This is a genomic window from Bacteroides salyersiae WAL 10018 = DSM 18765 = JCM 12988 (genome assembly GCF_000381365.1).
GTDB classification, from domain to species: Bacteria; Bacteroidota; Bacteroidia; order Bacteroidales; family Bacteroidaceae; genus Bacteroides; species Bacteroides salyersiae.
The window spans coordinates 179,604-195,204 of sequence record NZ_KB905467.1 but is presented as its reverse complement, the minus strand read 5'-3'; the positions used below and the strand labels follow the sequence as shown (position 1 = coordinate 195,204).

At 41.5% G+C, this 15,601-nt stretch carries 7 protein-coding genes and 1 riboswitch; all 7 genes read left to right on the top strand.

What is annotated here, in order from left to right; genetic code table 11:
* The first annotated feature begins 342 nt into the window (after positions 1 to 342).
* Positions 343 to 1,353, top strand: a complete 1,011-nt coding sequence (locus tag HMPREF1532_RS12070; RefSeq protein ID WP_005929752.1) for a LacI family DNA-binding transcriptional regulator — start codon at positions 343 to 345, stop codon at positions 1,351 to 1,353.
* Positions 1,354 to 1,502: 149 nt separating this feature from the next.
* The gene (locus HMPREF1532_RS12065; protein WP_025819518.1) at positions 1,503 to 2,819 is read left to right on the top strand and encodes an SLC45 family MFS transporter; all 1,317 of its coding nucleotides are present in this window, start codon (positions 1,503 to 1,505) and stop codon (positions 2,817 to 2,819) included.
* Positions 2,820 to 3,003: 184 nt separating this feature from the next.
* A complete protein-coding gene (locus tag HMPREF1532_RS12060) occupies positions 3,004 to 5,313 on the top strand; it encodes a family 65 glycosyl hydrolase domain-containing protein (protein ID WP_005929747.1) in 2,310 nt (769 codons plus the stop codon).
* 107 nt (positions 5,314 to 5,420) lie between these two features.
* On the top strand, positions 5,421 to 6,473 hold the full coding sequence (locus tag HMPREF1532_RS12055) for an efflux RND transporter periplasmic adaptor subunit (RefSeq protein WP_005929745.1): 1,053 nt from the start codon (positions 5,421 to 5,423) through the stop codon (positions 6,471 to 6,473).
* 210 nt (positions 6,474 to 6,683) lie between these two features.
* Positions 6,684 to 9,761 (top strand): efflux RND transporter permease subunit, encoded by a 3,078-nt coding sequence (locus HMPREF1532_RS12050; protein ID WP_005929743.1) that lies wholly within the window; start codon positions 6,684 to 6,686, stop codon positions 9,759 to 9,761.
* A 29-nt stretch (positions 9,762 to 9,790) separates the two neighbouring features.
* The gene (locus HMPREF1532_RS12045) at positions 9,791 to 11,065 is read left to right on the top strand and encodes a TolC family protein (protein ID WP_005929741.1); all 1,275 of its coding nucleotides are present in this window, start codon (positions 9,791 to 9,793) and stop codon (positions 11,063 to 11,065) included.
* Positions 11,066 to 11,354: 289 nt separating this feature from the next.
* Positions 11,355 to 11,567, top strand: a riboswitch (cobalamin riboswitch).
* 453 nt (positions 11,568 to 12,020) lie between these two features.
* The coding region (locus HMPREF1532_RS20555; RefSeq protein WP_167556084.1) for a leucine-rich repeat protein at positions 12,021 to 15,601 on the top strand (3,581 nt) is incomplete at its 3' end.

Sequence of the window (15,601 nt, the reverse complement as noted above, 5' to 3'; positions counted from 1 at the left end):
ATAAACAGCAATCCGACATTGTGGAGTGAACAAATAGCCTGTCAGTCTTTATCAAATTAGAGGAGATTTTCAAAGAAAAAAAATTGTTTAATCGGCTATAAGCCAAATAAAAAACTTCTATTCCCTTATTTATAATCTATAACCGAGACTTTTGATTTTATAATCAAAAACTACCCACGCATATGCAAACGTTTGCACTTTATTCTATCACAGAAATGACCAGCGAACAGAAAGTTTATTATCAATTGCACTATTTTTGTAATCTGAGAACAAAGCTTAGAGAATATTCACTTGGCGCGCATCTTGAATTTAATTACCTTTGACTGAAACTAATAGATACAAATGAGTAAACCGCAAATTACCATCAAAGACATCGCCCGCGAATTAGGGGTATCACCTTCCACCGTCTCAAGGGCATTGAAGGATAATCCGGATATCAGTCAAGAGACAAGAGAAGCAATACATAAGTACGCGCGCGAACATAATTATAAGCCCAACGCATTGGCATTAAACTTGCGTACAAGCCGTTCCAATACAATTGGAGTCATTATTCCGCAATTAGTGCACCACTTCTTTTCCTGTGTATTAAGCGGCATTGAAGAAACGGCTTCCCAGGCAGGATACAACATCCTCGTGGCACAAAGCAACGAAAAATACGAGCAGGAAGTAAAGATAGTCCATTCTTTCCTTGCAGCAAGGGTTTGCGGAGTGATTACTTCACTTGCCAAAGATACATCCCAATATGATCATTATCAAGAATTACTCGATAATAATATCCCGATCGTTTTCTACGACCGGATTTGTACGGGCATTAACACCGAACGGGTAGTAGTAGACGATTATGCCGGTTCGTTTTCTGCCGTAGAGTACATGATACAGACCGGCTGTAAACGTATCTTCTTTTATAGCGCCGCACCCCATCTCGAAATATCCAAGAACCGGAGAAACGGATACTTAGACGCCATGAAGAAGTACAAAATCCCGGTAGATGAAAGTATGATCAAACTTTGTGATACGCGTGAACAGGCTATTGCCATCACTCCCGACTTACTGGAAAGAGAAGACCGCCCGGACGGTTTTTTTGCCATTAATGACGAAACGGCTTCGGGTATCTTATACTCCTGCAAACTGGTAGGATTGAAGGTTCCTGATGAAGTATCGATTTGTGGGTTTACCGACGGAGCCATTGCACAAAGCACTGATCCCAAGCTGACCACCATAGAACAACATGGAGAAGAAGTTGGAAAAAGCGCTATCCATATCCTTATCGATAAAATAGAGGATAATCCCAACTCAAAAAGTACAAATAAAATTGTAAGAACCAATCTGGTAGTACGGGGAACGACAAAATAATGTGCCAATATGCCAATGTACTAATGTGCCAATTGGAGAAAATGAGAAAAATGAAAGAATGAGAAAATAAAATAATTAACTAATAAAAGAGAGTGCCGTATCTCAATTGGCATATTTGCACATCGGAATATTGGCACATTATTACTACCATGAAAATAAAACCTGATTTAAGTTTTTGGAAGTTGTGGAACATCAGCTTCGGATTCTTCGGCGTACAAATTGCCTATGCCCTGCAAAGTGCTAATATCAGTCGTATCTTTGCCACATTGGGAGCCGATCCTCACAGTCTCAGTTATTTTTGGATTTTGCCTCCGTTGGCAGGTATCATCATACAACCGATCATCGGTTCGGCCAGCGATAAAACATGGACACGTTTCGGACGACGTATTCCTTATTTATTCGTAGGTTCGCTGATTGCCGTATTAGTGATGTGCCTGCTACCTAATGCCGGAAGTTTTGGAATGGCAGTAAGCACAGCCATGATTTTCGGATTAGTATCGCTCATGTTCTTGGATACTTCCATAAATATGGCCATGCAGCCTTTCAAAATGCTTGTAGGAGATATGGTCAACGAAAAGCAAAAAGGACTCGCCTACTCCATCCAAAGCTTCCTGTGCAATGCGGGCAGTCTCGTAGGCTATCTGTTTCCGTTTATCTTTACCTGGATAGGTATCAGCAATATAGCCGACAAAGGAACAGTTCCCGATTCTGTGATCTATTCGTTTTACATCGGAGCGGCCATCCTGATTCTCTGCGTCATTTATACTACGGTGAAAGTAAAAGAAATGCCCCCGAAAGAATTTGAAGAATTCCACGGTATCACAGCTGATGAAAAGAAAGAGAAAAGCAATTTCCTTCATCTACTGAAACATGCCCCGAAAGTATTTTGGACAGTCGGTTTGGTGCAATTCTTCTGTTGGGCGGCATTTATGTATATGTGGACTTATACGAACGGTGCAATAGCCGACACGGTATGGAATACCACCGATGTGCAAGCCGAAGGTTATCAGGCGGCAGGCAACTGGGTAGGCGTATTGTTTGCAGTACAAGCAATCGGCTCCGTGATATGGGCCGTTATTTTACCTTTGTTCAAAGTACGCAAAATAGCTTACTCCATCAGCTTGGTACTCGGTGGAATCGGTTTCATATCCACTCTCTTCTTCACCGACCAATATTTACTATTCATATCCTATCTACTTATCGGATGTGCCTGGGCCGCTATGTTAGCAATGCCCTTCACTATCCTGACAAATTCAATATCCGGTAAAAACATGGGAGCCTACTTGGGATTATTCAATGGAACGATCTGTATACCGCAAATTGTGGCAGCAGTCGTCGGAGGCGGTTTATTACATCTGGTGGGAGGCCATCAGGTAAACATGCTTGTATTGGCAGGTATCTTGCTCATTGCAGGCGCCATTTGTGTATTTTTCATTAAAGAAACCATAGCACACCATGAAGAATAAAAATTCATAAAGAAGCGCTATATATACTACAAAGGGCATGAAGGGGCATATTTTAACCGCAATCTTCATGCCCTTTGTAGTATATAAAGTAAAATATATAATAAGATTTCGATCTTCGGCACGCTATTCTAATACATTTTTTGTATCTTTCCCGCACCAACATAATTATTAGAGATAGAATGCCATGAAAAAATTTCTCAAGACCGACGAATGGAATATCATAGAAGAAGGGTTTCACGCAGATAAACTACGTGCTTCGGAAAGTATATTCAGCTTAGGAAACGGAAGATTCGGACAACGGGGTAATTTTGAAGAAACTTATAGTAGTGACAGTCTACAAGGTTCTTATGTGGCAGGCATCAGCTTTTTAGACCGTACAAGAGTGGGATGGTGGAAAAACGGATATCCACATTTCTTTTCGCGTATTCCGAACGCTCCCGACTGGAGTGGAATTTATTTAAGGCTGATCGATGAAGAAGTAGACCTTTCGCAATGGGACATAAAGCAATTCGAACGAAAGCTCGACATGAAAGAGGGTATTTCCTATCGTGACTTTGAAGTGACCTCTCCCAAAGGAAACACATTGAAAATACATGTGGAGCACATCAACAGCATGGCTAATCAAAATTTATGCCTTATCAAATATAGCGTGACTTCCGTAAATTATGAAGGCAAAGTTTCAATCGTTCCTTATATCAATGGAGATGTAAAACACGAGACATCCAATTTCAATGAAAAAATGTGGAACATACTCCGTGCGGAAACAACCAACGAACATGCCTATCTATGGACACAAACCAAACGGGAAGATTCACAGGTCTGTTGTGCCCTGACTTATCAACTCTTCAAAAACAGTAAAGAAATAAACACCAGTCCCATAAAAATAGAAAAGGAAAAACTGACCGGTTTTAGTGCAGGTGCCGATGTAAAACCCGGTGAACGGATCACTCTCATCAAATATACCGCTATCCTTTCCTCTCTCTATTACGACCGCTCGGAACTTGTGGAACAGGCTGTAACCGAAAGTAAAAATGCCAAGAGCCAAGGATGGGAAAAACTCTTGCAAGACCACCGGGAAGTATGGCAAAATATCTGGGATGAAATGGACGTAACCATTGACGGCGACCCCGAAGCACAGCAGGGTATCCGATTCAATATCTTCCAACTCAACCAGAGCTATCGCGGAGACGATCCCCGCCTCAACATCGGACCGAAAGGATTCACGGGCGAAAAATACGGAGGAAACACACAATGGAATACGGAACTTTGCTGTATCCCTTTCTTCCTGCTCTCCAGCCCGAAAGAAACAGCCAAAAACCTCCTGCTCTACCGCTATAACCAACTCCCGAAAGCCATAGAGAATGCCCGGAAATTAGGTTTCAAAAATGGTGCGGCCCTCTATCCTATGGTAACCTTCAACGGAGAAGAATGCCATAACGAATGGGAAATTACCTTCGAGGAGATACATCGCAATAACATCATCGTACATGAAATTATGCAATACGCGGTGATGACAGGTCATAACGATTTCATTGCCCGCTACGGACTGGAAATGATGATAGCCATTTCCCGGTTTTGGAGTCAACGCGTCTCTTTTTCACAACCGAAGCAAAAATACGTGATACTGGGTGTCACCGGACCCAATGAGTATGAAAACAATGTAGACAATAATTGGTATACCAACTACTCGTGTGTACAGACCCTAAAATCTACCATAGAATCTTTGGAACTGGTAGCTCATCAATATCCCGACGAGTACGCACGTGTCCGCAGGATTACCGATTTTCAATATGCCGAAACTTCTTATTGGCAAGAGATCATAGACAGAATGTATCTGCCGGAAGACAAAGAATTAGGAATATTTGTACAAAACGACGGTTATCTCGACAAAGAGCTGAAAACCATAGACGATATTCCGTCGGAAGAGCGCCCCGTCAATCAACACTGGTCATGGGATCGTATTTTACGTTCCTGTTATATCAAGCAAAGCGACGTTTTACTGGGATTGTATCTGTATTATACTAATTTTGATGATGAAACCGTGCGCCGTAACTTCCGGTTTTATGAACCACGGACATTGCATGAATCTTCACTGTCTCCCTATGTACACTCTATCTTAGCTTCACGGATAGGTGACATCAACAAGGCCTACAACCTTTTTCTTCATGCTACCCGACTGGATCTCGACGACTACAACAATGAACTTAACCAAGGACTGCACATCACCAGTATGGCAGGCAGTTGGCTTGCCATCGTTCACGGCTTCTCCGGAATGCAGGTAAAAAACAATATGCTTTGCTTTAACCCCATCATTCCCGACAAGTGGAATAAATACACATTCAAAATAAATTTCCGTGGATGTACACTACAGGTAGAGATCGGAAAAAACGAAATAAAAATCTCTATGACAGAAGGAGATGAATTGAACATACTTGTTTATGAAGTTGTTTATCATGCCAATAGGGGTAAAGAGTTAATTATTAGAAGAAATTAATCGCTAATTATTCTCAATAAGCAGACTTGGAAACCATTATAAGTTTTCAAGCTTTATGTCTTTGCACCTCAATAAGTAAGACAAACGACTCTTAATCAATAAAAAGTATGAATAAGAACTATGTAATTGTCTTGTCATTCAGTTTGTTTCTAACTGCATGCGGGCAAAAGAAGGAGGACAAAGAAGCTATTATCCGGCCTGTCAAAACAGCTATTGTAGAATCACGATCGGAAATTAAAAAAGACTTTTCAGGCATTGTAGAAGCTGTAGATTATGTAAAACTCGCATTCCGCGTGAGTGGACAAATCATCAACCTACCGGTTATTGAAGGAGAAAAAGTAAAGAAAGGGCAACTGATTGCCGCCATCGATCCCAGAGACATCGCGTTGCAATATGCCGCGGACAAATCGGCATACGAGACAGCTGCCGCCCAAGTAGAACGCAACAAACGCCTGTTGGCACGCCAGGCCATCTCACTTCAAGAATATGAAATAAGTCTATCGAACTATCAGAAAGCTAAATCTGCATTCGAATTATCATCCAACAATATGCGTGATACGAAGCTGACCGCCCCTTTTGACGGCTCTATCGAAACGCGATTGGTAGAAAATTATCAGCGCGTAAACTCCGGCGAAGGCATCGTACAACTGGTTAATACTAAAAAGTTACGTATCAAGTTCACAATTCCGGATGCTTATCTATATTTGCTGCGTTCCAACGATCAAAAGTTCCAAGTAGAATTCGATACTTATAGAGGACAAGCCTTCAATGCCAAGCTGGAGGAATACTTGGATATATCTACCGACGGAACAGGAATACCGGTGACCATCACCATTGACGACCCGGCCTTCAACCGTGCTTTATACGATGTAAAACCGGGATTCACTTGTAGCATCCGATTCTCAGCCAATGTAGGTCCTTTCTTGGAAGAAAGTATGACTGTAGTTCCGTTAAGTGCCATATTTGGCAAAAGTAACGGAAAAAAAATGTATGTCTGGGTATTGAACGGCAATCAAGTAAACCGCCGTGAAGTGAGCGTTATGTCTCCCACCGGAGAAGCACAAGCCTTTATTACCAAAGGACTAAAGGCCGGTGAAAAAGTCATCATTGCGGGAGTTAACCAATTGGTAGAGGGAGAAACGGTAAAAATTGTGAATTAGCGATTAAGTAGTTAAGTAGTCAAGTAGTTAAGTAGCAAGTAGCTATGCAGCATATAAAAAAATAAGTAAAACTTTAAACTGGTAAACAAATTCTTGACTACTTACTACCGACTATCTACTACCAGCTACTTACTACCAACTACTTACTACCAACTACTTACTACTTAACTACTTGACTACTTAACTACTAAATAATAACTACTGAATAATATGAATTTAGCAAAATACTCATTAGATAATACCAAGGTAATTTATTTCTTCCTTGCAGTGTTGCTCCTCGGAGGGATTTTCTCTTTCAGCAATCTGGGAAAAAAAGAAGATGCACCTTTCGTCATTAAATCGGCGGTCATCATGACACGCTATCCGGGAGCCGAACCCGCTGAGGTGGAACGGCTCATTACAGAACCTATCTCACGCGAGATACAAAGTATGAGCGGAGTATATAAAATAAAATCCGAGTCGATGTATGGCATCTCAAAGATAACCTTTGAGTTGCAACCTTCCTTGGCCGCCTCTTCTATTCCACAGAAATGGGACGAACTAAGACGAAAAGTACTCAACATACAACCCCAACTTCCCAATGGCGCATCCGTTCCTACGGTATCCGATGACTTCGGTGACGTATTCGGTATCTACTATGGACTGACTGCCGACGACGGATTCACCTATGAAGAGATGCGCGACTGGGCAGAACGCATTAAAACACAGGTGGTCACTGCCAACGGTGTCATGAAGGTGGCCCTCTTCGGTGTACAGACAGAAGTAATCAATATCTTTATTTCCGTAAACAAACTGGTAGGTATGGGTATCGACCCTAAACAACTGGCTTCCTTGCTGCAATCTCAAAACCAGATTATCAACACCGGAGAAATACAAGCCGGCGAACAACAATTGCGTGTAGTTGCCAACGGAATGTACAGCACTGTAAACGATATACGCAATCAGGTGATAACCACCAAAGCGGGACAAGTGAAGCTTGGTGATATTGCCGTCATTGAAGAAGGATATATGGAACCAGCCTCCACCATCATGCGCGTCAACGGAAAGCGTGCTATCGGCATCGGTGTATCCACCGACCCACAACGCGACGTAGTGCAAACAGGAGAAATGGTAGATACCAAACTGGCCGAACTTCTACCCCTGATGCCTGTGGGTATGCAACTGGAACCACTCTACCTGGAGAATGTCATTGCCAAAGATGCAAACAACGGATTCATCATCAATCTGATAGAATCCATACTTATCGTGATCGTGATTATCATGCTGGTGATGGGACTGCGTGCGGGATTGCTCATCGGCTCCTCACTGATCTTCTCTATCGGCGGCACATTACTTATCATGTCTTTCTTCGGAGTAGGATTAAACCGGACTTCCCTGGCCGGATTTATTATCGCCATGGGTATGCTGGTGGATAATGCCATCGTAGTGACAGACAACGCACAAATAGCCATTGCCCGAGGAATAGACCGTCGCAAAGCGCTCATCAACGGAGCCACCGGTCCGCAATGGGGACTATTAGGAGCTACATTCATTGCCATCTGCTCTTTCCTTCCCCTATATCTGGCTCCCTCATCAGTGGCAGAAATCGTAAAGCCGTTGTTTATCGTCCTTGCTATCTCACTGGGACTTAGCTGGATATTGGCATTGACACAAACCACCACATTCGGTAATTTCATCTTGAAAGCAAAAACAACCACCGGTGCCAAAGACCCGTATGACAAACCTTTCTATCATAAATTCGCCTCTGTCCTGCATGTGCTCATTCGTAAGAAAGTACTGACGATCGGTTCTATGGTGGTTCTGTTCATCATTTCATTGGTAGTAATGGGAATGATGCCTCAAAACTTCTTCCCTTCTCTCGATAAACCCTATTACCGTGCAGATATTTTCTACCCCGATGGTTACAACATCAACGAAGTGGCCAAAGAGATGAAAACCGTTGAAGCACATCTACTGGCACAACCGGAAGTAGACAAGGTATCCATTACCTTCGGAAGCACTCCGTTGCGTTACTATCTGGCCTCCACCTCTGTTGGTCCGAAGCCCAATTTCTGCAACATACTGGTAGAACTTAAGGATAGTAAATACACCAAAGCGCAAGAAGAAAACTTCGATGCATACATGAAAGCGAACTATCCGAATGCCATTACGCGTACCAGTCTTTTCAAATTATCGCCCGCCGTAGATGCCGCTATCGAAATCGGTTTTATCGGCAACAATGTCGATACGCTGGTAATGCTCACCAGCAAAGCTCTGGAAATAATGCACCGCAATCCCGATCTGATCAACATACGCAATTCTTGGGGAAACAAGATTCCGGTATGGAAACCGATATACAGCCCGGAACGCGCACAACCATTGGGAGTATCCCGTCAAGGAATGGCACAAAGCATCCAGATCGGCACCAATGGCATGACTTTGGGTGAATATCGCAAAGGCGACCAGGTATTACCTATCCTGCTGAAAGGAAATACAGTAATCGACTCGTTCAAAATAAACGACCTGCGCACACTACCCGTATTCGGAACCGGCACGGAAACCACCAGTCTGGAGCAAGTAGTATCGGATTTTGATTTTCAATACCGCTTCTCGAATGTGAAGGACTATAACCGTCAGATGGTAATGATGGCCCAATGCGATCCTCGACGCGGAATAAACGCCATTGCTGCCTTCAACCAAGTATGGTCGCAGGTGCAAAAAGAGATACAAGTGCCCGAAGGCTACACCATGAAATATTTCGGAGAACAGGAAAGCCAAGTAGAATCCAACGAAGCATTAGCCAAAAACATGCCGTTGACATTCTTCCTGATGTTCACCGTATTGCTGTTATTGTTCAAGACCTACCGCAAGCCGATCGTCATTTTATTAATGCTGCCGCTTATCTTCATCGGTATCGTGCTTGGATTATTACTGCTCGGCAAGTCCTTCGACTTCTTCGCCATTCTCGGTTTACTGGGATTGATCGGCATGAACATTAAAAATGCCATCGTGCTGGTCGATCAGATCGATATTGAAACAAAATCCGGAAAAGCACCGTTGGATGCGGTAGTCAGTGCTACCGTCAGCCGTATCGTCCCGGTAGCAATGGCATCGGGAACCACTATTCTGGGTATGTTGCCATTACTGTTCGATGCCATGTTCGGCGGCATGGCAGCTACTATTATGGGCGGCCTGCTCGTAGCCTCGGCTTTGACATTATTTGTACTTCCGGTAGCCTATTGCGCTATTCACAGAATAAAAGGAGACCTTCCTGCACAAAACGGAATGACAGACAATGAGAATAAATAATAAAATAGAAATGATAAATAGACATTAAGATGATGAGAATTCAGATATTAATACTTGCACTGCTGTGCTACGGAATAGATGCCACAGCACAGCAGGCACATCTCAGTCGTGAAGCCTATCGCGACCGGGTGGAAAACTATAGCCAGATACTAAAGCAACAACAGTTGAAAAGCGTGGCAAGCATGGAAGGACGCAAAATTGCTTTTACCGGATTCCTGCCACAAGTGGATATTACAGGCGAAGGCACCTTGAATCTGAAAGAAATGGATGCATGGGACGGTCCGGCAGGACAATACCGTAACCATACTTATCAGGGGGTATTTGTTGTGGCACAGCCATTGTATACCGGTGGCGCCTTACGGGCCCAAAACAAAATAGCGCAAGCGGATGAAAAATTAGACAGGCTGAATGCGGAACTCACTTTGGATCAGATACACTATCAGAGCGATGCCGTATATTGGAACGCTGCTGCCAGTCGTGCCATGCTGGAAGCCGCCGCCCGGTATGAAGAAATAGTAAAACAACAGTTCGACATCATACAAGACCGTTTCAATGACGGCATGATCAGCCGTACAGACCTGTTAATGATCTCTACCCGTAAAAAGGAAGCCGAGCTACAATACATCAAAGCGCGTCAGAATTATACGTTAGCATTGCAGAAACTGAACATATTAATGGGCGAAGATCCGAATGCACCAGTAGACAGCCTGTGTGCCATCGGAGTGATCTGCGAACCGGTAACGCTTATGAACCTGGATGACGTATTACAACGCCGCGCCGACTACGCAAGTACGGAAGTCAACATACAGAAAAGTGAAGCACAACGAAAAGCCGCCCTCAGCCAGTACAATCCTCAAATAAACATGTTCCTCACCGGCGGTTGGGCTACGGCATCGCCCAATATGGGCTACGATGTCTCTTTCACCCCCATTCTCGGCATGAACGTAAATATTCCCATCTTCCGTTGGGGAGCACGCTTCAAGGCCAACCGCCAACAAAAAGCTTATATAGGCATACAAAAGTTACAGCAGAGCTACGTGACAGATAATATCAACGAAGAACTTTCTGCCGCCCTCACCAAATTGACGGAAACGGAACATCAAGTAACCACTGCACAAGAAACCATGGAACTGGCAGAGGAGAACCTCGACCTGGCTACTTTTTCTTATAATGAAGGAAAAGCAAGTATGGTAGATGTGCTTTCGGCGCAACTTTCGTGGACGCAAGCCCATTCTAACCTTATCAATGCACATCTTGCAGCCAAAATGGCAGTAGCCGAATACCGAAAAGTAATCAGTGAATAAAAAGGTATACAGTGCCAATCAGTTTCAAATAGCTTGAAACGATCCGTTCCAACATAATAAAACCATTCGTTTCAATTAGATGGAACCATGAGTTTCAATTAGATGGAACCATGAGTTTCAATTAGATGGAACGATTCGTTCCAATAAGTTGAAACAGAATAAGGTATTCTGTACTTTCATGTTTGATAGTTACTCTGTTTTCAAATCAACAGAATAACTACCAAACATTACTGTCGCATACATCTATTAAAAAAATATCTGTTTTTTTCTCTCTATTACTTAATAAATTTCTAACTTTGCCGCGCATTGGTTCATTTTTCCCAAGCATTCAGAAAAATGATTAAAAGGGAATCAGGTGAGAATCCTGAACAGTCCCGTTGCTGTATGTTTCATAAAAGCGTGATGAACACTACCTCATGCCACTGAGAGGCTTCTAAGCCGATTGGGAAGGCGTTTATTCACGGAAACGAGTCAGAAGACCTGCCATGCAACATGTTCAATAGCTTTCGAGGACGAGCTATGAATCCACTGATTTGTACACAAAAAGTTGTGTACAGAAAAGGTTATTCATACATATTGGTACTCTTTGAAGCTATTTGATGGAAAAGTAACTATCAAATAGAAATATTAATGGGAAAAACTATGTTCCAACGTTTCCTATGTGTAGTAGGAATGTGTAGTTTGCTTTTGCCTGTGGAGGCACAAAGCAGTAAAAACTTACGAGGTATAAATAAAGCAACAAATAATCGGAATATTGTTTTTAGATTATAACCTATGTGATAAATTCTTACGCCTGTAAATCTTGAACAAAAGAAACATTTTTATTTTAATATTAAACTATGATAAAATGAGAAAAATTTACTCTTTAATTCTTTTACTGTTTGTCACATGGCAGGTTTCTGCCCAAGTTTCAGTACAGGGTCAACCTCACCCTGTCGCAAAACAGTTAGTACCAATGAAAGCTATTGCAGAAGGTACTTTTACAATGGAAATGATTGAAAATTGGACTGGCGAAGGTGAAAATAAAGCCGCATTAGCTATCCAATGGAATGCAGAAGGAGAAACTAATGCTTTAGTATGGGGATATCGTTGGGATGGTGAAGCTACAGGAGAGAAAATGATCAGAGATATTGCAGCTGCTGATCCACGTTTTTTCTGTATGACAGAAACCGGAACAGCATATGGTTCCACAATTGCAGGTCTCGGATATGATGTTAACAAAAGTGGCGACTTTGCCGTTCAAAAAGATGGAAAAATTTACTATCCGGACGAAGAGGGCGTAATATTCACCGGAGGTTATGGATATGACGGTTTCACTTGCCTTGACCCAGAAGATTATTGGCAATCAGGCTGGTATCAAGGATATTGGTCTTATTGGCTAAAAAGTTCAGATGAAAGTGCCTGGGGCTATAGTGGTGTAGGCGCCACAGGCAGAAAATTAACAGACGGTTGTTGGGATGGATGGAATTTTGCTGTTAACATGAGTTCTCAACCATGGAAAGAAATGGCCCCTGCTGCTAAAAACGGCCCCACAGCACCATCAATAAAAATTCAACCTGAAAGTATTGTTGTTTCACCTGGTGAATCAGCAACCTTTGCTCCCGAATTTAAAGGAGATACTCTTGTTTATCAATGGTATAAAAATGAAATAGCAATACCTGATGCAAAAACTCCTCATTACACAATTCCGTCAGTTACAGTTGAAGATGCAGGTTCTTACTATTGCATTGTTAAGAATATCCTTGATGAAATCTCCACTGATACCGTAACTTTGACTGTAGGAAATAAAAACATAACTGCTATTCCTGGAAGCGAACCTAATACCGCAATAGTCACCTATGATGATTCATATATAACCTATTCCGGATTACTGACAATTCCTTCTACGATCAAACTTAATGGTAGTGATTACTCCATCATAGGCATTGATAATATGGCTTTTAAAGGATGCAACAAATTAACTTCTATAATCCTTCCGGACAATCTGACTACTTTAGGAGAAAAAGCTTTCAGCGGTTGCACAGCATTATCATCAATTATATTGCCTAACGAAGTAGAACAAATCGGAGATGAAACCTTTAGTGGATGTTCTGCCCTTACATCCATTACTGTAAATGATAAATTAAAAAGTATCGGACGAGCAGCTTTTGAAAATTGTATAGCATTAACAGACATCATTCTCCCTGACAATGTAGAAACCATCGGTTCTTCAACATTTAAGAATTGCGAAAAACTATCTTCTGTTATTTTAGGAAACTCAATAACAGAGTTAGGCGATTCTACTTTCCTTGGATGTAGTACACTAAAAAATATCATATTGCCATCCTCACTTCAAAAGATAGGGGTTCGTTCATTCAACGGATGTTCATCATTAATCAATGTAGAATTAGGTCATATCAACTCTATCGGAGACGTAGCATTCAACGGCTGTACAGCATTAACATCGATAACTTTCCCTAATAATCTTACTTCTATCGGAAACTATGCATTCTCAGGTTGTACTGAGCTTTCTTCCATTACTTTTGAGGAAGAAAAATTAAACCAATCCACATTGGAATTATCATCAATGACTATTGGGAACTATGCATTTGAAGGATGTACCAAAATAAATACACTGACAATACCTGATAAAGTAACTACTCTCGGTAACTATGCGTTCAACAAATGCGAAGCTCTAACATCCGTTTCATTCGGAAACGGACTTGTGTCCATCGGAAATTACGCTTTTGGAGATTGCAAAAAACTAACGACTGTAACATTCGGTACATCTCTTGAAACAATCGGTGAACGGGCATTCTCAAATACACAATTACCCTCGCTCACCCTACCCTCTACAACCAAAATTATTGGCGATTGGGCTTTCTATGGTTGTCCGTTAAATAGTATCGAATTTAATAACGGTCTACAAACAATCGGTAGCCGGGCATTTTATGGAGTTTCGGTAGAAAGTCTGAATATTCCTAATAGTGTTACCAGTTTAGGAAGTTATGCATTCAGCAACTGCAAAAATTTAAGTTCAGTAGTTCTCGGTACTGGCATTACTAAAATTGAAGATTATACTTTCAATTCATGTTCATCGCTAAGTAATATCGAATGTCCTTCAGTAACAGAAATAGGAGCAAGCGCTTTCGCTTCATGTTCTATATTGAAAGACATCCCCTTAAACGAAAACATTACAACATTGGGAAACGGAGCATTCAAAAGCTGCAAAGCTATTACATCAGTAACAGTACCCAATAGTGTAACCGATATGGGCACCAGCATTTTCGACGGCTGCACGGAACTTTTATCCGCAACACTTGGTACCGGAGTTTTCAGTGTTCCTAATTATACTTTCAATAATTGCTCCAAATTAGCAACAATTGTGTTATCTGAGAACATTACATCAATTGGACAATATGCATTCCAAAATTGTACATCTTTAGCTGCACTTCCTTTAACCGCTAATATCACTCAAATTAATAATTATGCATTTAAAGGGTGTACCAAACTAACATCAATAGAAGTACCTGACCAAATTATATCATTAGGAACCTATGTATTCCAAAACTGTACCGGAATAACTCATGCAAAGATAGGTTCAGGAATAACTACATTATCCAACTATACATTTTATGGATGCTCTAATCTGGAAAAAGTCGAGCTTTCAGAAAAAATCACGAGTATAGGTAGTTATGCATTCTATAATTGTCAAGGACTAAAGATACTCCCCATCACAAATGCAATTACTACTATTGGTGCAAATGCATTTTATGGCTGTAAGGGATTAACATCTGCCGTTCTTTCCGACAACATAACATCTTTAGGAGGTTCTGCTTTCTATAATTGTTCCTCTCTGGAAGAAGTAACTTTAGGAAGCGGTATCACTAAACTTGAAAGCAGTTTATTCCGTAACAATTCTCAATTGAAGAAAGTAGTAGCAAATGGTATAATTACATCCCTTGCAACCTATACATTCAATGGTTGTTCCGCCTTAGAATGCATCTATATCAAATCTGAATCTGTGCCGACAGCGAGTAGTAACACATTTACCAATGTACCGGAAACCTGTATAATTTTTGTTCCAGAAACATCTGTCAATGCTTATAAAGAAGCTAACTATTGGAAGAACTTTATCATCTCCCCATGGCTCTCCAGCCTTGAAATAGTATCAACTACACCGTCTATGGACTTCGGGAATGGAGAAGAAGCAAATATTGACAAGGACACAAAAACTTTCACTATTACATTCAACCGTAATATCGTAGAGAAAGACAACATCTCTGCCACATTAAAGTTTGAAGACGAATTGGTGAATGATCAGGTACTGACTGTATCATATGCAGATAATGTTCTGACTCTGAACAGAGAAGGAGAAAGATTGCCTGCCGGTAAATACACACTGGTATTAACAACTTCCGAATCTGTATTGAATATTACATTCAATGTAGAACCATGGTTACCTGAACTGGAAATAGTATCAACTACACCGTCTATGGACTTCGGGAATGGAGAAGAAGCAAATATTGACAAGGATACAAAAACTTTCACTATTAC